This window comes from Paenibacillus macerans (assembly GCF_900454495.1).
Classification (GTDB): Bacteria; Bacillota; Bacilli; order Paenibacillales; family Paenibacillaceae; genus Fontibacillus; species Fontibacillus macerans.
On the sequence record NZ_UGSI01000001.1, the window covers coordinates 638,770 to 663,384 of the forward strand.

The following is a 24,615-nucleotide window of genomic DNA, read 5'->3' on the forward strand; positions in this document are numbered from 1 at the left end:
CCGGTGAGGCCAAGTCCAATTCATGAAGGAGCCCTGAGAACATGCTGAATCTAAAAAGAAGAACCAAGGGAGAAGCCTTCTTCGACCTGTGCAACAATATCGGAATGCTGCTGATCTGCTTCGTGACGCTTTATCCGGTCTGGTACGTGCTCGTCAATTCCCTCAACGAGGGGATGGACGGGATGCGCGGCGGGATCTATTGGTGGCCCCGCGCGTTCAGCTTCGAGAACTACGGCGCCGTGTTCCAAAGCCCCGGCATCATGCTGGCGATGGGCATCACCGTGGCCAAGACGCTCGTCGGGACGCTGCTGCACGTGCTGTTCACGGCGATGGTGGCGTACGCTTTCTCCCGCAAAGATTTGATCGGCGGGAAATTATATATCCTGCTCGGCACGGTCACGATGTTTTTCGGCGGCGGGTTGATCCCGACGTACCTGCTGATGAGGGACCTCCACCTGTTGGATAATTTCTTGATCTACATCATTCCCGCGTTGTTCAGCTTTTTCGATCTGATCATCTTTATGACCTTTTTCCGCGAAATCCCGGACGGGCTTGAAGAAGCCGCGAAAATCGACGGCGCCAACGACTGGGCGATCTTCCTCCGCGTGGTACTCCCGGTATCAATGCCGGTGGTGGCGACGATCGCGTTATTCCACGGCGTGTATCAATGGAACGACTATTTTACCGGGGTCATTTACCTTAACAATATGGACCTGCAGCCGATCCAAACTTACTTGTACCGGGTCGTGGCCCAGTCCAGCTCCAACCAGATGGCGGCCCAGGTGCCGGGAGGCATTTCCAAGACGGTGACCTCGCAGTCGATCAAACTGGCGACGATGGTCGTCACGACGCTGCCGATCGTGTTCGTCTACCCGTTTTTGCAGCGTTATTTCGTCAAAGGCATGATGATCGGCTCGATCAAGGGATAAAACGTTTTGCCTAATAAGCAAGGTAGCTGCTTCTTGCCTATCCAGGCAGGGGTTCTATATAATCATATTTCTAAACGAGAAAAGGGGAAAACACATGAGCAAGATGCATAAGCCAAAAAGCCTGCTGCTGTTAATGTTCGCGCTGGTCATGGTCTTTACGGCGGCATGTTCGTCCGGCGGCGGCAGCAAGGCATCCGTGAAAGGAGGGGAAGAGCAGCCGGCGGCGGAGGAAGTGAAGCTGACCCGGGACGATCCGGGCTGGAAGGTGGATACCTCCCCGATTACGTTCGACTGGTACATCAACTTTGCCTGGTTTCCGAACAAATGGGGCGAGGACATTACTTCCCAATACGTGACGGAGAAAACCGGCGTGAACCTCAACTTAATCGTACCTGCCGGCAACGAGACCGAGAAGATGAACGCGATGATCGCCTCGGGTTCGCTTCCGGATTTCATCACGATCGCCTGGAGCGAGGACGCGGTCAAAAAAATGATCGAAGGCGGTTTGGTGCTGCCGCTGAACGAACTGGCGGACCAATACGATCCGTATTTCCATAAAGTGACCGATCCGGCCAAGGTGTCGTGGTATACTCAGGAGGACGGCAATATCTACGGCTATCCGAACGCGTCTTCTTCACCGAAGGATTACGAGAAATTCGGCGACAATTTCACGTCCACCCAGACGTTTCTCGTGCGCAAGGATATGTACGAAGCGCTTGGCAAGCCGGATATGCGCACGCCTGAAGGGTTTTTGAAAGCGCTTGAAGACGCGAAGAAAATGTTCCCTGACGTGAACGGGCAGCCGCTGATTCCGTTCGGCCTGCACGATTTCCACGAGAAAGGCAATTACTCGCTCGAAGCCTACATCCAGAACTTCCTGGCGATTCCGCAGGAGAAGGACGGCAAGCTGTACGACCGCACCACCGATCCGGAATACGTCAAGTGGCTGAAAACGCTGCGCCAGGCCAATGAGAAGGGGCTGCTGGCCAAAGATATCTTCGTGGATAAACGTCCGCAGATGGAAGAGAAGATTGCGCAAGGCCGCTACTTCGCGATGCTGTATCAGCGCAGCGACATGGCCAACCAGCAAAACGTGCTCTACGCGAACGATCCGAACTCCGTCTATATCGCGGTTGACGGACCGGCGAACGCCGGGCTGGACCAGCCGACGCTGGCCGGACCGTCCATCTCCGGCTGGACGGTGACGCTGATCTCCAAAAACGTCAAGGACAAAGCGCGGGCGATCCGCTTTCTGAGCTATATGATCTCCGAGGAAGGACAACGCGACACGTACCTGGGCAAGCAAGGCGTCACTTGGGACACGATTGACGGCAAAGACCAGTTCCTTCCTGAAGTTGCGGAGCTGCTCAACAGCGACCGCGGCGCGTTCGACAAAAAGTACGGCGCGTCCCACACCTTCTGGATGCTGATGGATACGAACACGACCCTGGCTTGGGCGCCTCCGGCCGTCGAGCCGTTCAAGCAGACGGAAGATTGGACCCGCGGCAAGTCGCATAGCTTCTCGCAATTCGACCAAATCGATCCGCAAGGCAACTCCGAGGAAGGCGTAATGAATACGAAAATTTTGCAGGAATGGGGCAAAGTGGCGCCTAAGCTGCTGTTGGCGAAATCGGATGCCGAGTTCGATCAGATCTGGAACGATTACTTGAAGAAACGCGATGAGCTCGGATATGCCAAAGTGTGGGAGTACAAACAGAAGAAATACGAGGAGAACATGGCGAAGCTCGCCGAGTTCATCAAATGACTATATAAATGAAGCAGGACAATCCTGGGGTTCCTTGGCTGGCGGCTAACCCGCCCGCGAGGTTCCCCTTTGTCCGCATTCCCCGGGAGAAATCGCAGCGATGAAACGATGGATTCAGTCAACCGCGGATCATTTTCTATACTGGCTTGGACGCAGATCGATGCAAAGCCGGCTTGTGACGGCTTATATCGTTATTTTTTTTATTCCGAGCATTATTGTATCGAACTATCTGTTTAACCAGATTCATCAAAACTATATCGCCGATGCGCTCAAGAAAAGCCAATTCACGATCGAGCTGGAAAGCATTCAAATCCAAAAGCAGATCGAGGCGATGGAGCTGGCGGCCCAAATCTCCATATCCCATCAGGATTTGATGGATTATTTGACTCTGGACCGGGAGCCGGAGACCAGCGAGCTGATCGATTGGAATATGGGGAAGTTCGCCGATTTCGGTCTGATTCAATTAGGCACGCCGCAAATCGTTCACTGGCGGATATTTACGAACAACCCGCTGACCCATGAAATCTGGCCGACCGTGTTCCGGGAGAACCGGATCTCCGCCGAGCCGTGGTACCCTGAGGTCAATGAACGGGATGGCGGACAGCTGTGGGTGCTGCAGCAGACCGACCGCGACATCATGAAAAGGTATACGGCCGAACCCGCGGAAAACCAGCCGAAAATCTCGCTGTTTCAAGAGATCAATTCGGGCGGAGCGCATATCGGGATCATCGGCATCGAAATGCTGCTGAAGGATTTTGCGCCCAGGGTGTATACGGGCATTGCGGACGATGAATCCCAGATGGCTTTGCTTGATGCTCATGGCGCGATATATATGGATCGCGGGCAATCTCTGCTCGGCGGCAGCGGCATTATGCGGCAAAAAGTGCGGGAACTGCTCCGGGAACAGCCCGCGGACGCCGCCTTGCAAACCCAATTCGAACTGGAGGGGGCTGAGTTTTTGCTCATCTCCGCCCCGATCGAGCGGATTGACGCGCACCTGCTGTACGTTGTGTCCCTGGAAGGCGTGCTCGATAACATCCTGCGCTCCAAGCAGCAAATCATGGCCGCCAATATCCTGTTGATCGTGCTTTTGTCGACCATTACCTTTTTGCTGAATTCGATTATCCTGAAAAATTTGCGGCGTTTGACCGAAGCGATGAAAAAAATGCGCAAAGGCGATTTCCATATCGACGTCCCGCGCATTAAAGGGGGAGGGGAAGTCGGGGAGCTGGCGCATCATTTCAGCAAGTTGATCCAGACGATAAACGAACTGATCGCCCAAGGGGTCCGCAAGCAGGCGATGACCAAGGAAGCCGAACTAAGGACATTGCATAGTCAGATCGATTCGCACTTTTTGTACAATACGCTGGAAAATATCAAGATGATGGCCGAGATCGAGGGCCAGCGCACGATTTCCGACGCGCTGACCTCCTTGGGCGGCATGATGCGCTATAACTTCAAATGGTCGGGCGAATACGTCAAGCTGCGCGATGAAATCCGCCATATCGAAAATTATTTGGAGGTCATGAACATCCGCTTTGACGAGCCGGTCGCGCTGATCACGGAGATTAGCGACGGCGATCTGGAGCTGGAGGTGCTGAAAATGTCGCTGCAGCCGATCGTGGAAAACGCGGTGAAGCACGCCTGGACGGGGGAGCCCCCGGGAAAGCGGGAACTTCATATCGGCGCTGTCTGCGAGGAAGACCGGATGCAAATTACGGTTACGGACAACGGCTGCGGCATCGAGGCCGCCATACTGGCCAGATTGAATGCGGAATTGGCCGCGGCCGGGCTAAGAGAAAGGTTAACGGGCACCTTTGAAACGGGCGTCCGCTCCCGCGGCATCGGTCTGCTGAACGTCCAGGAACGGGTGAGGCTGTTTTTTGGCGCGGCTTATGGTCTGAAAGTAATCAGCGAACCGGGGCGCTATACCCGGGTTGTGATGACGATTCCGCGGATGTTATTGACAGGAGGGATGGGCGAACATGCGAACACTCTTGATCGTGGATGATGAGAAAAATATCCGCTTGGGGTTAAAGACGATGATTGAGCGCGAGTATCCGGGCCGGTACCGGCTGATCACCGCCGGCCAGGGCGGGGAAGCGCTGGAACATTACCGCTCCGAAGGAGCCGATATTGTCATCACGGACATCCGGATGCCGGGGATGGACGGGATCGCCTTGATCGGCAAATTGGCCGAGGAACCCCGCGCTTCGGGACACCCTCAGCCGCTGGTCATCATTCTGAGCGGTTATGAGGATTTCGAATACGCCAAAGCGGCGATCCAATACCAGGTGAAGGACTACTTGCTTAAGCCGATCCGCCGGGACGAGCTGTTTGCGGCTTTGCGCAAATGCGAAGAGCATTTGAACCAGCTTTCCCGCATGGAGGAGCAAATGGCGATGTCGGAGATGTACCGCGCCGAACTGCAGTCGAGAAGTTTGCAGGAGCTGCTGCAGATCGGGGAAATAGCCGGGGAGGAAACCGGGAAGCTGGGGCAGGAGATCGGGTTTGACCGTTACGCCGTACCGTTTTCGGCGGCAGTGCTGATGTATAAGTACGATGATGGGCGGTGCATGAACAAGGAAGAGCTGAAAGCGCTGGCGGAACACATGCTGCTAACCGTGAACGGCTGCCTGAACGCCGCGGTGTTCGACCGCGAAGGGCGGGTTGTGCTGATCGGGGGGCCGCAAGCCAATTTTGCCGAACTGTCGCGGCTTGCCGCGGAGAAGGAGCTGGAAGGCCTGCTGATGGGCGTCAGCCGGGAAGGCCGCCTTTTGGAGGATATCCCCCGCTGTTATGCGGAGGCCAAAAGATCATTGGAACACACGTTTATCTATCCGGGCACGAGCCTGATTTGCTACAGTGAGCTGCCGGGCGAAAAACGCGTTTTCCCCGTACCGGAGGAGGAACTCCGCAAGCTGGGCAACATCCTCGGCACGAAGCGGGAAAAGGAGATCGGGGCGCTGCTCCGCACGATCTTCCGCGTCGGCGAACTGCCGGATGTCGATGTTTCCTATCTGGAAACGGTTGGCCGGCGCATGAACGAACAGGTGTTGGACGAAGTGTTCCGGTTGTACGGCGAAGCTTCGGTGGAGGTATTGAAGCTGTACCGCCAGGTGGGGACGATGAACAATTTCCGCCATTTCCACGACTATTTTCGCGCGCTGGAGCAGCTGCTGCTAAGTTTGGACGATTACATCCGGGAAATCCGTTCCGCCCACAGCGAGCACGGGGATATGAAGGAGGCCATCGCCTACATCGAAGAAAATTATCACCGGCCGCTGAACATGGCGATGGTCAGCAACCATGTTTCGCTGAATTACTCGTATTTCAGCGAGGCTTTTAAAGCTTATGCCGGAGAAAGCTTCGTGCTGTACTTAAAAAAGGTGCGCATCCGCAAAGCGAAGCAGTTGATCGGCGCCGGGAGCCTGAAATTGTCGGAAATCGGCGCGGCGGTCGGCTTCGAAAATACGAAGCAGTTTTCCCGCGTCTTCAAAGAGCTGGAAGGAATTTCGCCTTTCGAATACCGCGACAAAATGTTTGCCGGCCAGAGATAAACGTTGGGCCGAGCCGTTTCCTTTTGGGGATGCGGCTCGGCCCGATTGTTTCCGAACATTTCAATGTTTCTGGCCCGCTCCCTCGAGCAGCTTCTTCAATTTCGCCTCCGTGGCCGTGCCTTCGATCGGTGTATAGATGCTGCAGCGCAAATCGGCCTCTCCCTGCACCTGTAATGAGGTCAGGTTAAACAGCATTTTTCCGGCTTTGGCGTGGCGGAATTCGATCAGGACTTCGGGAGCGGCCTTGACTTCGCTTTGCTCCCACAAATCGTGAAAATCGGGGTAGCTCTGCGTCATTTTCTCGATAAACCCGGCATACCACGGATCGGCCACGTATTGGCCGTAATACGCGCGAAAAATCGCCAAAAAACCTTTCACGAAATGCGGCCAGTTGACCGCCAGGCTGCGCAGCTCTTTTTTGGCGAATACGAGGTAGATCAGATTCCGCTCTTCGCCTTTAAGATGCTCGAAGTCGACGAATACGTGGGACGCGGCGGCGTTCCAGCCGACGATATGGCAATGGCGATCGGAAATGATCGTGGGACAAAACTTCAGCTCCTGCAGGATTTTATGCAGCGAAGGGCTGATGGCGGTGTTTGGCTCCTGAGTGAAGGAAGGGTGCAAGCCGCTGTCCATCGCCAGATCAAACAAATATTTGCGTTCATCGGCATTCAGTTTGAGCGCCCCGGCGATGGCGTCCAGGACCGAAGCGGACACCTTGATGTCACGGCCCTGTTCCAGCCAGGTGTACCAGGTTGTGCTGACCCCGGCCAACTGGGCGACTTCTTCGCGCCGCAGTCCAGGCGTCCGGCGGCGCCCGCCCGGCGGCAGTCCGACCGCCTGCGGATTCAGCTTGGCCCGCCGGGTTTTTAAAAATTCGGAGAGCGCTTTAAGTCTCGGTTCCGTACTCACTTTGAGATTCTCCTTTAACGTCGCTTATTGTATTACCTATTATACTAGGATAATTAAAAACTTGTAATAGGATAAGAAGCGGATAAAATAGGGGACAACAGATGTTTTTTTGAAGGAGGATTTTGGTATGGAACGGGTTGTCATTACCGGTATGGGCATTTTGTCTCCGCTGGGCAACGATGTGGATACGTTTTGGAACGGACTTAAGGAAGGGAGATCGGGAATTTCCCGGATCGATCGCTTTGATGTTACGGGATTCGGCACCCAAATCGCCGGCCAGGTGCGGGATTTCGATGCGGAGGGGCTGTTCGGCCGGAAGGAAGCGCGGAAAATGGACCGCTTTTGCCAATACGCGATGTATGCCGCCGAACAGGCGTTGCAGGATGCGAGGCTGCAGCCGGAACGGGTTGACCGGGAACGGTTTGGCGTTTACGTCGGATCTGGCATCGGCGGGATCGAGACGCTGGCCGAAAACATGAGGGTCTTGGATAGCCGCGGACCGGGCCGGGTAAGCCCGAGCCTTGTCCCGATGATGATTTCGAATATGGCGGCGGCGCAAATCAGCATCCGCTACGGCGCGCTTGGGCCCACGCTGTCGCCGGTGACGGCCTGTTCGATCGGCAATACGGCGATCGGGGAAGCGTTCCGGCTGATTAAGAGCGGCGAGGCGGATGTTATGATCGCCGGCGGGACGGAGGCGGCGATTCATCCTTTGGCCTTGGCCAGCTTCGGGAACGCTACGGCGCTGTCGAAGCGGAGCGGCGAGCCGGAGCAGGCCAGCCGCCCGTTTGACGCGGCCCGCGACGGCTTCGTGATGGGCGAAGGCGCCGGCATCGTCATCCTGGAATCGCTGGGGCATGCGCTGCGCAGAGGCGCGCGGATTCATGGCGAGGTGATCGGATACGGGGCCAGTTCGGACGCCTATCACGTGGTCGCTTCCCATCCGGAAGGGGAAGGCGCCGCTCAGGCGATGAAGCGGGCGCTGCGGTCCGCCGGGGTGTCCCCGGAGCAGGTTGACGTGATCAGCGCTCATGCCACAAGCACGGAGGTGGGCGACCGCGGGGAGACCCTGGGGATCAAAAAAGCGTTCGGCGAGCGTGCCTGGCAAATTCCGATCACGGCGAACAAATCGATGATCGGCCATATGTTTGGCGCGGCGGGCGGCGCGGAAGCAATCGCTCTGATGCAGACGCTGAACGAAGGGGTGATCCCGCCGACGATCAACCTGACGAATCCCGATCCCGAATGCGATCTGGATTACGTGCCGAACGCTGCGCGAAAGGCCGCGCTTGACATCGGCTTGTCCAACTCGTTCGGGTTCGGCGGACATAACGCGGTCATAGTGCTGAAGAAATATCATGAATCGTGAATTATGAATTATGAATTATGAGACATTTCATTAAACTTTAAACTGATTTTCATCTTGTTTTAAGTATAGCCTTGTAGTATAAAGCCATCCCCCTTAACCATAGATGCGGAGACCCTGACTGTACAGCAGGGTCTCCGTTGTTTTTTTCATACATATGTGATTGATCGTAGGTTCTCCGGACACAACCTGGACATCTGTGCTCGGCAGCCGGCTGCCGGACGACGAACCGTCGGATGCTGGACGACGAACAGCTGCAGGAACAACGAACCGCAGGCTACAGCAGCGATGAACCGTCCGGCGCAGGAAGCGAACAAGTGGCTACAAGTTCGATGACCGTAGGCTACTTGGACGACCTACCGCCGGCCATCAGAATAGCGGCACTTTATGTACTTATTATCCGGACCTAGGGATGTTCATCCCCACTAGCGACATTTTATGTCCTTATTTTCCTATAAGTGGTCCGGAATGTGGGCATCTCCTGGTGATCGGGAAAAATAGCGGCATAAATTGCCTTTATTTCTCCTTGAATGGGGGTTATCGCCGGAATAAGGACATTTTTTGCACTAGCGTTGCATAAAACCTAACGCGAATAATCAAATATTAGTTAAATATGGGTAATTATGATCATTTTTCATGGAAAAAGCATAAAAAATCTCCTATTGTAAAGAGGTAGGTACGTTGTCCATAACTCTCTACAAAAGGAGACCATCCATGGATAACGTTAAAGCTAAAACGGTCATTCGTCAACTGATTTCCTTACTGCCCATCGATGTGCATCAACGTTTACTCTTCGACCATTACACCAAGAAACTTACCACGATGAAAGCGATCATGCTCTTCATCAATGCTCAGTTGAAACAATGGTCATCTTACGGTGAAATGGAAATTGCACTTCGTGCTGAGCCGAAACTTCAGCAGCTTCTACAGTTGGAGAGTATCAGCGGCTCGCAATTATCCCGAAAACTCGATCAGATCCCAACGGAGCTGTTGGAGTGGATGTTTCAGCATCTGGCATCACAAACACAGCAACGTGCTTGCCACCAGGGCCAGAGCGGGAAATTGCACATCATTGATTCTTCCAGCATTCGACTGCCGCTTCAACTTGGAAGTTGGGCCAAGATGTCAAATAAGAGTAGCGGCGTCAAGATGCATCTGCGCCTCGTTGTTACAGCTCCCGACAAGCTATTTCCTGATGCCATGATCCCCAGTTCGCTCAATGTAGGGGATCGTGCGGGGGCCGTTGAACTGGTCGTCCCCTCGGATGCGATTTATGTGATGGATCGCGGTTATGATGATTATGCCCGGATGGATCAATGGGTCCAGGACAACATCCAGTTTGTGATCCGTATGCGAGATCGCGCGCTTGCCACCGTCATTGAGGAGTATCCTGTTCCGGAAGGCTCGAACATCACGCGGGACGCCAAGGTTTGCGTGGGCAGTTCCTTCCGATCCATGGAACATTCCGTTCGTTTGGTGGAGTTTTATGACGAGCAGGAACGGACTTATCGTATTTTTACATCGGTATGGGATAAGACCGCTGAAGAAATCGCGCAGATCTATAAAAATCGCTGGCTCATCGAGTTGTATTTTAAATGGCTGAAGCAACATTTGCGATTGAAGAAGCTGCACAGTCATAAACCACAGGCTATTTGGAACCAGTTATTCTTGGCTTTAATTACTGCCTTGCTCGTGGAGCACATCCGGCACAGCACCCAAACGGCAAAAACAAACTGGCAAGTGCTCCGGATTCTCCGCGAGTACTTGTACCGTTCATGGCGATCCTTTCGAACCGAACTGGATCGGAAACCCAGTCGAAGTAGTCCGGGGAGACGTCCGGGGTCAGGTCCCAAAGCGTTATCGGTGCGCACAATGGTTGGGATAATTAAGCCAAGCAAATTCAAGTAATAATATCCATTATATACATTTAATGGGACATCGCGACCTACGCATTAGGTAACCTTGACTTTTTGGTCTTAAGCTTAAAAAATGACTGTAAAAAAATCCATTTATAGTTTCAATAATCCAAATGTGGGTTTTGCTGAAAATTGATGTTAGTGTTCTTGCAACGCTAGTGCATTTTTTGTTCTTATGTTTTGCGCTATGGGGCAGTTGAGCTTCTCAGACAACCTGGTTACGAAGGTTTTCTCGGCGCTATACAAAAGGGCACCGGGGACTTAACGGCGGATGCTTGCTTTAAATGTTCAGCGGAGTCGCAGCCAAGTTAGGGGGCCTTTGGTCCAAGTGCCACCATGCTGGAAGGTTCGACTATTTTTATTTTTCGAAGACGGCAACCTTCCAGACTTTGGAGGCGTCAAGACAGGTAAGAGACGTTCCGCGATAAAACAGTACAGAGCAGATAAGAAAATGCGGAGCGCTCAAGCCTGTTTATGACAAGGGGGGCATTTCATTGGGGAAATGGTGTAAAAAGATTGCGGTATTAGGAGCGGTCATTTTAGGGTTATGGCTGCTGGGCGGATGCGGGAACGCAAGCGATAATTCGGGCAGCGCATCCCAATCCATGGAAAACGCTTTACCGGCGGCTGACATGGCCGTAGGCGATCAAGCTTCCAATGAGGCCGCCGATGGCGGAATGGGGCTGGGTGGAGCCAGGAGCACGGACAAATCGGTCGCGGAGAAGTCCGATGCGGCCGATGGGACTGAAGAAGCCGAGTCCTCCGGCGGAGGGGCCGGATCTTCGGCGGGAGCGGGGGAAGGCGGACGCACCGCCAATGCCGCTGCGGGAGCGGGGCAAACCTCCCCGGGATTTCAAGGGGCAACAGCGGACACCGGCTTCAACAAGAAGCTGATATACCGGGCCAACGTCGCGATGGAAGTGGAGGATTACGCTAAAGCGCAATCCGAAATCCGCAATCTCGTGACATTAACGGGCGGCTATATCGTCGAGTTCTCCGAAAATCAGTCCCAGCACGAGCTTGGCGGGAATTTTATCCTAAAGGTGCCGGCCGCCGGGTTTTCCCCGTTCCTGGACAAACTGGAACAGCTCAAGCTCAAATCAATGCAGCGCACCATTCAGGGACAGGACGTTTCCGAGGAGTACGTGGACCTGGAATCACGGCTTAAAGTCAAGGAAGCGATGGAGGCCAGGTACCTTAAATTTGTGGAGGAAGCAACTCAAACGAGCCAACTGGTTAAGTTCGTGAATGAGCTGGAGCGGATTCAGACGGAAATCGAGCAGATCAAAGGCCGGATGCGGTACATCGACAGCAACGTCGCCTATTCCACGGTCGAAATCCGTTTGTATCAACCGGAGCAGGCGGGATCCGCCATGGCAGAGGGCGATGAGCCCCCGCTCTTGGAGCGAGCCAAGCAGGCGCTGACGGGAAGCATCGAAGTGCTGTCGCTGATCCTGCAGTGGCTGATCGTCTTGTTGGCGGGGGCGCTGCCGGTGATCGCCATCGCTGCGGTTATCGTGGTGCCGCTTTGGCTTCTGCGCCGCCGTCAGGCGCAGAACAGAGCCGCGCAGCGGGAAGCCTGGAAGCAAGCGAACGGGATGCAAACGAACGCGATGCTAGCGAACGGGATGGCCGTGCAGGCTCGTCCCAACGAGGCGCAGGTTCCGCAGGAACCGGCAACGCAGACAGCGCCCGCGCAGACGCCGGCCGAGCAGTCAGCCGGCTCACAGGTGCCGCTGTCGCAGGAGCCTGCCCCGCAAGCGCCGTCCTTGCAGGTGCCGCCGCCGCAGGACCCCGCCCAGCAGGCGCCAGCCTCACAAGTGCGGGCGCCGCAGGAACCGGTCTCCAGGGAAGCGGCCGGCATGGACGTTCCGCCGAAAACGCCGGACAAACCGGAGTAAGTCATTATTCGCTGCAATCCACCAAAACGGCAAAAGCTTTCCCCGTTCCACTAGTTGGAGCGCGGGAAAGCTTTTTGCATAAATTGCCGGACTTTTTGGCTAACTAAAATGCGGCTTCGAACGTCCTATGGTAAGATAGTTAAGATTTTATGAGCAGAAGGGGTTTAAACTTTGAAATTTGAAACGTATTTGTTCCCTATTTCCTATGCCTTTATGGCTTTTCCTTTCGCCGCGCTGCTGTTCACGATGCCTTTTCTCGTCGTCCAGTACCGCCGGCACGGGTATATCAACAAAGTGCGGGCGTTCGTCCTGTACCTGTTACTGCTGTACCTGATGAACGCCGCGTTTCTGATCATGCTGCCCTTTCCTGCCACGCGGCACAATCCGCCGCTCGCCCAATCGCCTGTTCAGCTCGTTCCGTTTCATTTCATCCAGGATATCCTGAAGGAGACCAGCGTCGTTAAAGGAGAGCCTTCAACGTATTGGCGGCTGCTGAAGGAGCGGGCTTTTTTGCAGGTGGCCTTCAACGTCCTGTTGACGGTGCCGTTCGGGATGATCATACGTTACTACTTCCGGTTTGGGCCGATTCGCTGCCTGCTGCTGTCCTTTTTGCTGTCCCTGTTGTTTGAAGTGACGCAGCTGACGGGCATATTCGGCATTTTTGACAACGCCTACCGGGTGTTCGATATCGACGACCTGATGACGAACACGCTTGGCGGAATGATCGGCTTTCTCGCCGCCGAATGGCTGTCGCGCTTTTTGCCCAGGATCGAGCATCTGGACCGGGGTGTGGATTTGTCCGCCAAAAGGGTGAGCTACACCCGCCGCGGTTTGGCCTGGATGTTTGATGTTGTCATTTGCGCGGTGCTGTTGGCCGTCTGCCACGTGCTGCGGATTCCGGCGGCTTATTTCGTCGCGACAGGTCTTTACTTTATGCTGCTTCCATACCTAACCGGCGGCTGCACCTTCGGCAAATGGCTGGTTCGCATCAGGATCGAGGAAGCGGAACCGACGGAAAAGCGGGATGCCGATGCGGGTTACGCAGCCCAATTGACCCGAGGCAGAAATAAGCAAGGTGATGAAGCGCGGCCGGGAACCATGTCGATCATCGTCCGCTACGGCCTGCTTTATTGGGGGATTTTCGGCATGAACCGTTTGGTTGCCTTTCCTTCCGGATCGTTGCCGGAGGGAGCAAGGGCGTTATTGGCCATGCTGGTTCTGCTGATGGATCTGGCGTTTTTCATTCACGTCGTCATTCAAGTATTTCGCAAAAACTCCACGCTGTTCTACGAGAAACTAAGCCGGACACAGCACCGGATATTGTGGAAAAGCGCCGCTTCGAAATCGGAGGGGAAATAAGGTTTTCCTGGGTTGCCTGTTTTTCCACAACGTGGAAAAATAATTGCTCCCGGCCAAGGAAATATTTTAAAGCAAAGGGAAAGCTTCACCATTCCATAAAAAGAAGGGGATTCGATGAAGATGTTAGACGAAGCCCGAACCTTTGCGCCGGGAGATATCGTTTATGTGTTTTACCGCAACCCGCATACCCAGGACGTCGCCAACATCCAGGAGGCCGCGGTGGTCAACAACCCGGAGCGGCCGGGGGAGCTCGCCGTTTTTTTGTACGAAACCTATTACCCGTTGACCAGTGAAATGGCCGTATACGCGTCGGCGGATGAGGCGGAGCAGGCCTACAGCTACTACTTCGGGGACGCCGCCGAGGGGGGCCTGGAATGAAGCCGTTTGTTCCCAAGCTCGTTTACTTTGAGCCGGACGCGCTGGATTATCCGCTCGGTCAAACGCTGTATGACAAATTCAAGGACATGGATCTCGACATCCGGTACACGACTTCCCACAACCAGGTCAGAAACCTGCCGGGCGAAAGCGATCTGCAAAAATACCGGGTGGCCAAGTCCACGCTGGTCGTCGGCATTCGCAAAACGCTGAAATTCGACACATCCAAACCTTCGGCGGAGTACGCCATCCCTTTTGCCACCGGATGCATGGGGCATTGCCATTACTGTTACTTGCAAACGACGATGGGGAGCAAGCCGTATATCCGCACTTATGTCAACGTGGAGGAGATTTTGGACGCCGCCGACCGGTATATGGCCGAACGCGCCCCGGAATACACCCGTTTTGAAGCTTCCTGCACTTCGGATATCGTCGGCATCGACCATCTGACCCATACGCTAAGGCGGGCGATCGAGCACTTTGGACAGTCCGAGTACGGCAAGCTGCGGTTCGTCACGAAGTTTCATCATGTCGATCATTTGCTGGATGCGAGGCATAACGGAAAAACACGGTTCCGGTTCAGCGTCAACGCCGATTACATCATTAAAAACTTCGAACCGGGCACCTCGCCTTTGGAGCAAAGAATCGAAGCCGCGGGGAAGGTGGCCCGGGCCGGATATCCGCTTGGCTTTATCGTCGCGCCCATTTACATTCACGAAGGATGGGAGGACGGGTACCGCCATATGTTCGAACGGCTGGATGCCGAACTGCCGGCCAAGGCGAAAGAGGACCTTACGTTTGAATTCATTCAGCACCGCTTCACAAAACCGGCCAAACGGGTGATCGAGAAAAATTACCCGATGACCAAGCTGGAACTGGATGAAGAAAAACGCAGATACAAATGGGGCAAATACGGCATCGGCAAATATATCTATCCGAAAGAGGAAGAGGAGGATTTGAAAACGCATCTGTTCGGTTATATGAAAGATTTTTTTCCAAAGGCGAAGCTGGAGTATTTTACTTGACCGGCGGCCCGCCGGACGCCGGAGGATGGCGCTGCAGCTTACGGCGCCTGAAGCTCCGCGTAATATTCGGCCAAAAACCGGCCGAAGCTGCGGGCGGCTTTGGGAAGATACCGCCGCTCCAGCCAGGCGATCCGGAAGACGCGCCGGCATACGGGGGTTTCGAGGCGCAGCATTTTATAAGGCGGCGTCTCGTCTTTGCGGCATGCGGGCATAAAAGCTACGCCAAGTCCGGCCTGCACCAGGCTGCCCAAAGCGGACGGTTCGTCCACCTCGCAGACGATGTTCGGCGAAATGCCCGCTTCGCGGCAAAATGACGCGTTTATTTTCCGGAACGGATGGCCGGTTTTATATTCGATGAAAGGCTCGGCCGCCACCTCCTCCAGTCGGATGCTGCTGCGCCGTTCCAAGGGATGGCCGGGCGGCACCGCCAAAAACACCTCGGCGTCCAGCACCGGCTGCTCGCGGATATCCGGATGATCGATGGAAGCGGCGGTAAAACACAGATCCACCTCGCCGTTTTCCAGCAAATTTACCAACTCCTCCATGGAAGCGGGCGGCGTTTGCAAAATGCGGAAATTCACTTCCGGATGCTCAGTCCGGTAGGCGCTTATAGCGGAAGTAATCCGGCCCAGGTTGTTCGTCGCCAGATGAATGCTTCCCCGTTCGGTTCCCGCCAGATCGGCGACTTCCTTCCGACCTTCCTCAAGCACGTTCAACGCGAGATTCACCTTTTTCAAAAACGCTCTGCCGAAGTGGTTGAGCCGGATTTGCCGGCTCTGCCGGTCAAACAGCGGCACGCCCAAATCCTGTTCCAGGCGGGCGATCGTTTTGCTCAGCGCGGGCTGGGCGATATGAAGCTCCTGCGCGGCTTTTGTCATATGCTCCAAGCGGGCGACCGTCTGAAAATATTGCAGCTGCAGCAATTCCATACCGTTCGTTCCTTTCTATTAATATACTGTAGTATATGATTTTATAATTAAATATATATTTTTAATTATCAATATGCAAATATAAAATATCTCATAACAAAGGTTTTTGAGGGGGCATGATTTGTTATGAGAAAGCAGGCAGAGGGCGATTCAGCCGAAAAGCTGATCCGTATTTTGGCGTTTACGATGGTGCTCTCGTCGATGAGCGCTACGATGTTTAATATCGTGCTGCCGGAAATTAAAAACGAGTTCCAATTATCCGTGGCGCAGGTCAGCTGGGTATCCACCATTTATATGCTGATCTATGCGATCGGATCGGTCATCTACGGGAAATTGGCCGACGTATTCAGGTTCAAAAATTTAATCACGTTTGGCTTGGCCGTGTTTTGTCTGGGCTCGCTCGCCGGGCTTGCCGCCCAGGCGTTTTGGATGGTGCTGGCCGGGCGGGTTTTGCAGGCGGCGGGAGCGGCGGTCATTCCGGCGGCGGCGATGATCATTCCCGTCCGCCACTTTCCGCCCGAACGCCGCGGATACGCGCTCGGCATCACGGCAACCGGACTGGCTGTCGGGGGGGCGATCGGACCGGTCGTCTCGGCGCTAATCGTCAGTCTGGTCGATTGGCGTTGGCTGTTTTGCATTCCGATGCTGATGCTTGTCACCTTGCCGTTTTACCGCCGTTATTTAAGCGAGCAGGCGCCCAAATACGCCAAAGTCGATTGGCTGGGGGCCGGTCTGCTGGGCGGTGCGGTTGCGTTGCTGCTGCTGGGCGTTACTTACGGCCGAATTACCTTCTATCTGGGCAGCCTGCTCCTGTTCTTGTTGTTTTTTATCCGCAACCGGACTGCGGCTCACCCGTTCGTGGATCCGCAGCTTTTCCGCAACAGAAGTTATTCCCTGGGGCTGCTCATAGCCATACTGGCGATGGGGATCGGTTACGCGCTCCCGTTCTTGACGCCGCAGCTGCTGGCGGATGTCAACGGGCTTGCCTCGGGCTGGATTGGCTTCGCTATGGTTCCGGGGGCGGCGGTGTCGGCTGTTCTGGGCAGAGCTGGAGGCAAGCTGGCGGATGCCAAGGGCAACCCGTTTGTGTTTTGCAGCGCGTCCATGCTGCTGCTGGTTTGCTTTACCCTGATCTCGATCTTCGCGGGAGCGGCGGTCCCCATCATTGCAATATTATTGATCCTTGGCAACGTCGGACAGATGTTTATGCAAATTGCCTTGACAGGCACGATATCGCGGACGCTGGCCAAGGAACAGACCGGGGTTGGCATGGGGCTGTTGTCGATGTCGAACTTTCTTTCCGGCGCGGTGGCGGCCGGCGTCTACAGCAAGGCTGTGGATCAAGGCGGCAGCGTGCATTGGAACCCGTTAAACCTGTTTGCGAATTCCGGTGTTTACAGTAATATCTATCTCATTCTCGCAGCTTTGGAGATGATTATGGTACTTTTTTATTATTTTTACTTTTTGCGAAATGAACGGCCCCGTCTGCAAAGTTCGTCTATCAACTGAGGCTAAAGTCGCAAAAAAATACTAAAAATTTTAGATTTTTTCGTCTTATTGGGCTAATAAATGACGCCAACGCTTCCGATAGAGATAGAGAAGGACATAAAACTTTACACGATAATGGCAAACCTGTCGAAAGGCAGGGACGCAAAGCTACAGGGCCTGTAAATTTTTTACTGGCAGCCAGTTACCGAAGGAGGTTTTATTTTTTATGCGTAAATTGATGTTTGCAACGTTGACCCTTGTACTTTTGTTTGCCGGTTTCGGCGGGACAGGGGCGCGGGCGGCCGAACTTGAGGGCTGGCTCAATAAGGACAACCTGTCTCAGGGAGCGGTGACCATTCATTACGACGTGAAGCTGAATGTCAAGACCAAGCTGGTGATCGAGAAAGGGAACAATAAGTATACCTATAATCTGACCTACGGTGCCCAAGGAGAGACGTTCCCGCTGCAAATGGGCAACGGGGATTACACGATCAGCCTGTTGGAACAGATTAAAGGGACTACGTACCGCCTTGTGCAGAAGGATACGGTGAAGCTTGATTTGCAGGATGAGACGCCGGTCTATCTGAGTTCGACGCAAAATGTGAATTGGAATATAGACGGTCTGGCGGCAAAGAAGGCGGCGGAGCTGACGAAAGATGCGGCTGCCGATGAAGATAAAGTGAAGGCCATTTATAATTACATCATCCGCACCATCAAATACGACGACAGCCTGGCGTTTACCGCTACATCGAATTACCTGCCGAATATCGAGCGTACCTTGACTGCCAAGAAGGACACCTGCTACGGCTTTTCCTCCCTGTTTGCGGGGATGCTGCGCAGCGTTGGGGTTCCGGCCAAGCTGGCGATGGGATCTTCCGACTATGTAAAAACATATCACGCCTGGAATGAAGTTTATATAAACGGACGCTGGGTGGTTATCGACACGACGGCCGATGCCGGCTGGAATGGAACGACGACCGCTTTTACAATGATCAAAGATGCTTCGAAATATAAGGCGGACAAGTTATACTAAGCCAGTTCAATAATAAGACGAATAGGAAAAAAAAGAGCCTTGAACGACTGTTCAAGGCTTCTTTGTTTGGGCGGGATATGCTAATCTTCTTATAAAGGGGAAGAGTATCCAAGCGGGGGAGTCTGGCTCTTATGAGAGTAATACTTGTGGATGATGAACAACTGGCCTTGAATTATATGGAACGGTTATTGCTGAAGCTTGCCGACGTGGAGGTTGTCGGGAAATTTACCGACCCCGTCAAGGGGATGGGCGAAATTCTCCAAGAACGTGTGGATGTGCTGTTTTTGGACATCAGCCTGCCGGAAATCAACGGTATTGAACTGGCGGAACGGATTTTGGAAGCAAGACCGGAGATACATATCGTTTTTGTCACGGCGTATGATGAATATGCCATAAAAGCCTTTGAGTTAAACGCTCTGGATTATGTGCTCAAGCCGATCAGAGCCGAGCGCCTGGCCAAAACCGTGGATCGGATTCAGGAGCGGCTGAAAGCGGGACAGGAGCAAGTCGCCGGTTCCGAACAGGATATCAAAATATGCTTGTTCAAACAGGTAAAGGTGGAGGCGCGGCATGGACAGCCGACCCTCCTGCAGTGGCGCACGACGAAGGCGCAGGAGTTGTTTCTCTATCTCTTGCAGCACCGGGGAAGGTTGGTCCGAAAGTCTACTTTGATCGATGTCTTATGGCCGGAATACGAGACGGACAAGGTCAACTCGCAATTATATACGTCCGTGTACCATATTCGGAAAACACTTAAGCCTTACGGAGACCATTTTCAAATTGTGAATACGATGGAGGGTTACATCCTGAATACCCATCAGGTCCGCTTGGATATCGACGAATGGGAGGCCAAGCTGGCTGCGCTGCCGCCCGTGTCCGGCGATTCGCTGGACGCATATTTGGAGACGATGAAAATCTACACCGGAGATTATCTGCAGGAATACGATTACTGGTGGACGGAAAGCGAGCGCCAGCGGCTCAAGGCCATTTGGCTTCACACTTCGCTGGCGATCGCCGATTGGTACCTCGGGCAAGAGCTTTGGGAGAAGGCGGGAGCTTACTATCACAACATCCGCACCCTTCATCCCCAGGAAGAGGCGCCTTATTTTGCCCTCATGAAAATATACGCACTGCAGCAGAACTTTGCCATGGTGCACCGTCAGTACCGCGAACTCGCAGCCGTACTGAAGGAGGAACTGAACGTGGAGCCCAGCCACTACATAACGGAATGGTATGGACAATTTACGGAGAAAGCGGGGCAGGCACGTTAAGCCGCCCGCTTCCGGCGTTTTTTTATCATAGAACAAGCAATCTTGACCGGCCGTTGGCCGGTTTTTTTGTTCAGAATTTGTATAGATCTTGCGCGTATACTCCGAATGAACCATTTCAGTCGAATTTTCTGCGGCCTTTTCGCAACGTTCGCAATTAAGGGAGTTTTTTGGAGATGAATGTAGTCGGCCATTTCAGGGACGATTCACGGGGGGTGGAACTGCCCTCGCTTACGGAGATCGAATTGACGAAACAAGATAAAAGGAAACGGAGCAGGGGTTTCTATATGGATTACCGGGGGAACCGGGTAGGGATCGTAGCCACGCGGCATGGCCCTGTATTTTTTTGCAACGGTCAGTTTTATCTATTGCAAGAGCGGGAGCGGGACTATCATTTTTCGCTGCAACGCCGGAAGGGCAGAAATTTTTTTCGTTTTGAGTGGCGCGGCGAGTTCAAGCTGAGGTTCGTTTACCCCCAGGTAGTCTATCGGGACGGCCGAAGCCGGGAAACCGACGAAGTTAGCGATTTTTGCCACTGGCTGGTGGAGGCCGTAAAGAAAAAAAATTTCTTTGCGTTTTATACGTTGGGTTTTGAAGCAGGGGATCAGACAACTTTCACAATAGAACTGCGGGAGCTATTAAAATAATCATAATTTTTGTTGAATTTTTTTATAATTTGTTGAGAATTTGTTCAGAACGACGAATTAAGATGAAAGCGTCGCCCAATTACATAAACCGGACGAGGAGGGAATTGGAAAAAAATTAAGATATTATAAATGAACACATTTGAGATAAGGAGGGAGTGCTCTAAAAGCATGAAGAAAAAATGGATGGCTTTACTCATGGCCGGCGCGTTGTTCTTCCAAGGCGTCTTTGGTATGGGAGCGGCGCAGGTCAGCGCAAATCCGGATGAAGCTTCCGGCGGAGAGGCTGCGTACAGTGCGACCGATGCTACGTATGGACTGGCTGCCCCTGCAGGTGCGGCTGCGGCTGCGGCCGAAAATGCAGACAGCATCATTAAGGGAGTCCTAGTTAAGGATGCGAAGGGGACGGTAATCGACGCGGTTTACAATCCCGCCAATCAGCAGCGTTCCAAGTTGGGAGACGCCGTCAGCATCGAATACGAATGGGAGCTGCCGGATGGACATGGCTACACAAACGGCAGCACATTTGAATTCAAAATCCCTAAGGAGTTTAAAATTTTCAACGAGGTAAACGGCAAGTTGACGATCGACGACGGCAGTTCAATCGCCGATTTCACGGTTGGCACGAACGGCGATGTGAAGATCGTGTTCAACGAAAACGTCGACAATTCGAGAGTCTGGGGCACCTTTAAGGTTAATACGGTGCTTAGCGAAGAGATCAAGGGCAGAGCGGATGTGCCGATTTCTTTCCCGATTCAGGGCGGAGAGCAGAATGCTGTGATCAAGCTCGCGCCGAAGGACGGATCGCTCCTGAAAAAGACCGGGATTGCCGACAAGGACAAATCCATCACCTGGACGATCGACGTCAATACCTCGCTCGACAAGATCGACAATGCGAAAGTATCCGACCAGATTCCGCCGGGACTGAAGCTGGATGAAAGCTCGATCAAGGTTTACGAGCTGCTGCCGAATGTCGACAGAGGGCCTGACTTGGGGAATTTGGTCGAACCTGGCTCCACAACCTACGGAACGGCCGTTGAACCGGACGGTTCGGGATTCCAGGTCAATTTTAATCAGCCAAGCATCAATTCGGCTTACCGCATTCAATACACGACTTTGGTAACGGGTGAGGAAGAGACCGAATTTACGAACAGCGCGAAGTTGACCGGAGACAATGGCGTTTCGAAGGCGGATGATGAGACGATTACGATTACCCGCACGCCGCTTTTCACCAAAAAGGACACCTCCTACGATAAAGAGACTCAGACGGTGACCTGGAGAGTGCAATACAATTATGGTGAAAAGACGATAACCCCAGCCGGCGAAAGGCTGATTCATGACCGTTTCAACAACAGCATGGTGCTGGTGGAGGATTCGGTCAAAGTGCTTAAGCCAGGAACGAACGAACCGGCTGACGGCATCACGTACAAAGTAATTCCGGTGACCGATGACAACGGCAAAAACGGGTTCGATTTGCAATTTGAATCAGAGGTTACTACCGCCTATGACATTGAATATCAAACCAAAGCGATAGACCGCATTTATAAGGATACTCCGGTTACTAACGACATCTATGCAACGGTCGACGGCAAGGAGAGAAAGGGTTCCGATTCGTTCACCTTTAAGAGCGGAATTGGGGTAAAATCATTTGGCGGTGTCGATTACAGCGCTAAGATAATCACCTGGAACATCGTCGTCAACGAAGATAAGCAGCCGATGACGAATCTGGTGATCAAGGATACGTTTACGAGCGGCGGTCTGGAATTTATTCCGAGCAGCGTTAAAGTAACCTCACCGGGGAAAACAGTAACCAGTTCCACATACGATTTAGAGGTTGAAGACCCAACCAAAGGGTTTACTTTAACGTTTAACGAAGAAATAACGGATAAGTACACCATTACCTACAGTACGAAGTTTACTCCGGACAAATATCCGTATCTGAACGAGGCAACATTGGATTGGACGGAAAACACGCCTGGAGTTGCGTACCCACTCCAGGCTCCGTTTAAACCGAATACCGAAACACAGCAAAACGGCCGTAAAGTTGGAAAAAGTTATGATCCGAAGACCAAGGTACTCACCTGGGAGATCGTAGCCAACTATAACGGCAACCTGGTCAACAACGCGGTGTTGACCGACAAATTAGAAGCGGATCAAAAACTGCTGAAAGATGAAGTGAAAGTTTATAAAGCGACCATAGGGGCTGATGGTTCGGTAGTTCGGGGAACCGAGGTAACGGATCCCGCCCAAATTACCGAGGCGGCGGATAATACGTTCCGCATCGAACTGGGAGATATCAACTCGCCTTACGTAATCACGTTCAAAACCAAGCTGGAGAACGTGCTGGTCGTCGATAAAGTGCCGAATACGGCGGTTATGACCGGAGGCGACGGTAAACTCTGGAGCTGGCACGCCGACTTGCCGATCCCGCGCGGCGGCGAATACGTCAACAAAAGCGGTACGCAAAACGGCGGCAAAATCGATTGGAAAATCGTGATCAACGGAAGCCAATCCTACGTCGAGAACGCAACCATCATCGATACGCCGAGCCCAAACCAGGTTTTGCTTCCCGACTCCTTCGAACTATACGAAGCGGTCGTGAACTCGGACAAGAGCGTGACTCCGGTCGGGGGGAAGCTGACGAAGGACCAGGATTACTTCCTGACGATCAAGACGGACCCGGAAAACGACAGCCAAGCGTTTGAGCTTAAGTTTGCCGCAGAGTTCATAGAAAACGCCTGCGTTCTGCAGTATTCGTCGGAAATCGCGGTCTCTGCCGACCGGGAAGAAGTAACGAATACGGCAAGCTTTGCGGGCGAAGGTATCAAAAACGTTTCCCAGGAGTCTTCGAACAAGATTCAGGTGCGCTTTACCGACGGTTCGGGCACCGGTTCGGGCCTCCGCGGTTCTTTGGAACTAACGAAGGTCGATAAGGCTGATCCAACCCAAAAACTGGCTGGCGCTACCTTTGAACTGCTGGACAGCGACGGTAAGCTGCTCGGAGAGAAGACCACCGATGAGGAAGGCAAACTGACCTTTACCAAGCTGCGGTACGACCAAGTTTACAGCCTGGTGGAAACGGGAGCGCCTGCCGGATATCTTCTCAACGGTACGCCGCTGACCGTTAAGCTTGACGAAAAAGCCAAATCGACCGGCGGTGTCACAAAACTCACGGTAGAAAACGAGAAGCGGACCGGTCCGCCGGTGGACCCGGCAGAGCCGAAAGGCAAGCTGGTCATCACCAAGGTCGATAAAGCCGACCACGCAAAAGTGTTGGCCGGCGCCACCTTCGAGCTTCAGGACGAAGCCCGGTCCAAAGCTCCGATTGCGATGACGACGGATGTATACGGAACAGCGGTATTCACCGATCTTCCGTACGGCAATTACATCCTGAAAGAAACCGCAGCACCGGCAGGTTATCTGATTGAAGGCCAGGCTGAGCGGCTGATCACGATCGACGCTAGCCTTGAACAAACGGATAACACGCTTGCCATTACGGTAGAGAACCGTAAGCGGACGACGAATCCGAGCAACCCGGGAAGTCCGAGCGATCCGAGTGATCCAAGCGATCCAAGCGATCCAAGCACTCCGGGCACCCCGAGCACTCCAAACGATCCGGCCGACCCGGGTGTACCAACCATTCCGGGTACGGTGATTAATCCGCCGGTGGACAACTCAAACCCGGACGCCGACGATAATGCCGGGGTTCCGGACGGTACGATTCCGGCTGGCGGAACGGATGGCGGCAAGCCGAAGGGCGGCAAGCCAACCGTGGACAAGCCGAAGGATTCGGAGAAACCGACGGACCTGGAGCTTGACGACGAAGGGAATCCGCTGGGTGGAACCCGCGGCGATCGTCCAGCGGGCGAGGAATTCCCGGGAGTCAGCGTCCTGCCGAAAACCGGGGAAGGCAGCCCGTTGCCGTTCCAAGCGGCGGGGGCAGCCCTGATCTTGTTGGGATTGCTGCTGAGAAAGAAATACTTGCAGCGCAAATAGCATAAACGCCGAGGGGGCATCTCCAAGAATCTGAGGACGATTTTTGGGGATTGTCCCCTTTGCTTTTTATGTTCAGAAATTGTTGAGATGCTGCTGATATAATATAATACGTTGTGCAAATTGGAAGTAATTGTATTAAAACGAAGTGG

Annotated in this window: 18 protein-coding genes and 1 riboswitch; of the genes, 16 read left to right on the plus strand and 2 right to left on the minus strand. The window is 53.6% G+C overall.

All coding sequences use genetic code 11. The features are described 5' to 3' along the window. The first annotated feature begins 41 nt into the window (after positions 1-41). The 4 genes from DYE26_RS02995 (at position 42) to DYE26_RS03010 (ending at position 6,254) form a co-directional block, all read left to right on the plus strand. On the plus strand, positions 42-929 hold the full coding sequence (locus DYE26_RS02995) for a carbohydrate ABC transporter permease (RefSeq protein ID WP_036622084.1): 888 nt from the start codon (positions 42-44) through the stop codon (positions 927-929). A 94-nt stretch (positions 930-1,023) separates the two neighbouring features. Next, positions 1,024-2,694: an extracellular solute-binding protein gene (locus DYE26_RS03000; protein WP_172531690.1), complete on the plus strand. Its 1,671-nt coding sequence runs from the start codon at positions 1,024-1,026 to the stop codon at positions 2,692-2,694. A 100-nt stretch (positions 2,695-2,794) separates the two neighbouring features. Further along, positions 2,795-4,705, plus strand: a complete 1,911-nt coding sequence (locus DYE26_RS03005; RefSeq protein WP_036622085.1) for a sensor histidine kinase — start codon at positions 2,795-2,797, stop codon at positions 4,703-4,705. After that, entirely contained in the window at positions 4,680-6,254 is a 1,575-nt protein-coding gene (locus DYE26_RS03010; RefSeq protein WP_036622088.1) for a response regulator transcription factor, read from the plus strand. The genes DYE26_RS03005 and DYE26_RS03010 overlap by 26 nt, the downstream gene beginning before the upstream one ends. 60 nt (positions 6,255-6,314) lie before the next feature. Here DYE26_RS03010 and DYE26_RS03015 read toward each other — a convergent pair whose 3' ends face one another. Then, the gene (locus DYE26_RS03015; RefSeq protein ID WP_036622090.1) at positions 6,315-7,166 is read right to left on the minus strand and encodes a helix-turn-helix transcriptional regulator; all 852 of its coding nucleotides are present in this window, start codon (positions 7,164-7,166) and stop codon (positions 6,315-6,317) included. Positions 7,167-7,293: 127 nt separating this feature from the next. On the opposite strand from DYE26_RS03015, the gene fabF reads away from it, so the two are divergent. The 7 genes from fabF (at position 7,294) to splB (ending at position 15,108) form a co-directional block, all read left to right on the plus strand. Continuing rightward, entirely contained in the window at positions 7,294-8,535 is a 1,242-nt protein-coding gene (fabF, locus tag DYE26_RS03020) for a beta-ketoacyl-ACP synthase II (RefSeq protein ID WP_036622091.1), read from the plus strand. Between the two features lie 233 nt (positions 8,536-8,768). Next, the gene (locus tag DYE26_RS33265) at positions 8,769-8,942 is read left to right on the plus strand and encodes a hypothetical protein (RefSeq protein WP_164815238.1); all 174 of its coding nucleotides are present in this window, start codon (positions 8,769-8,771) and stop codon (positions 8,940-8,942) included. A gap of 304 nt (positions 8,943-9,246) precedes the next feature. Continuing rightward, a complete protein-coding gene (locus DYE26_RS03025; protein WP_036618208.1) occupies positions 9,247-10,440 on the plus strand; it encodes an IS4 family transposase in 1,194 nt (397 codons plus the stop codon). Between the two features lie 502 nt (positions 10,441-10,942). Next, a complete protein-coding gene (locus DYE26_RS03030; RefSeq protein ID WP_051985391.1) occupies positions 10,943-12,349 on the plus strand; it encodes a DUF4349 domain-containing protein in 1,407 nt (468 codons plus the stop codon). A gap of 213 nt (positions 12,350-12,562) precedes the next feature. Beyond that, on the plus strand, positions 12,563-13,708 hold the full coding sequence (locus DYE26_RS03035; RefSeq protein WP_051985849.1) for a VanZ family protein: 1,146 nt from the start codon (positions 12,563-12,565) through the stop codon (positions 13,706-13,708). A gap of 114 nt (positions 13,709-13,822) precedes the next feature. Continuing rightward, complete coding sequence (locus DYE26_RS03040; protein ID WP_036622095.1) at positions 13,823-14,086, plus strand: transcriptional regulator SplA domain-containing protein; 264 nt, start codon at positions 13,823-13,825, stop codon at positions 14,084-14,086. Then, on the plus strand, positions 14,083-15,108 hold the full coding sequence (gene splB, locus DYE26_RS03045) for a spore photoproduct lyase (RefSeq protein WP_036622097.1): 1,026 nt from the start codon (positions 14,083-14,085) through the stop codon (positions 15,106-15,108). The genes DYE26_RS03040 and splB overlap by 4 nt, the downstream gene beginning before the upstream one ends. Before the next feature lie 38 nt (positions 15,109-15,146). Here splB and DYE26_RS03050 read toward each other — a convergent pair whose 3' ends face one another. Beyond that, entirely contained in the window at positions 15,147-16,037 is an 891-nt protein-coding gene (locus tag DYE26_RS03050; protein WP_036622098.1) for a LysR family transcriptional regulator, read from the minus strand. A 126-nt stretch (positions 16,038-16,163) separates the two neighbouring features. Here DYE26_RS03050 and DYE26_RS03055 point away from each other — a divergent pair, with 126 nt between their 5' ends. From DYE26_RS03055 to DYE26_RS03075, 5 genes are all read left to right on the plus strand, one after another. Then, positions 16,164-17,546 carry an MFS transporter gene (locus tag DYE26_RS03055; protein WP_036622100.1) on the plus strand — a complete coding sequence of 461 codons (1,383 nt, stop codon included), beginning with the start codon at positions 16,164-16,166 and terminating at the stop codon, positions 17,544-17,546. A gap of 106 nt (positions 17,547-17,652) precedes the next feature. Continuing rightward, positions 17,653-17,735, plus strand: a riboswitch (cyclic di-GMP riboswitch). 16 nt (positions 17,736-17,751) lie between these two features. Next, positions 17,752-18,558: a transglutaminase-like domain-containing protein gene (locus tag DYE26_RS03060; protein ID WP_036622102.1), complete on the plus strand. Its 807-nt coding sequence runs from the start codon at positions 17,752-17,754 to the stop codon at positions 18,556-18,558. A 131-nt stretch (positions 18,559-18,689) separates the two neighbouring features. Then, on the plus strand, positions 18,690-19,829 hold the full coding sequence (locus tag DYE26_RS03065; protein WP_036622103.1) for a response regulator: 1,140 nt from the start codon (positions 18,690-18,692) through the stop codon (positions 19,827-19,829). 173 nt (positions 19,830-20,002) lie between these two features. Next, on the plus strand, positions 20,003-20,473 hold the full coding sequence (locus DYE26_RS03070; RefSeq protein WP_036622104.1) for a hypothetical protein: 471 nt from the start codon (positions 20,003-20,005) through the stop codon (positions 20,471-20,473). Between the two features lie 168 nt (positions 20,474-20,641). Then, entirely contained in the window at positions 20,642-24,466 is a 3,825-nt protein-coding gene (locus tag DYE26_RS03075; protein WP_036622106.1) for a collagen binding domain-containing protein, read from the plus strand. Positions 24,467-24,615: the final 149 nt, after the last annotated feature.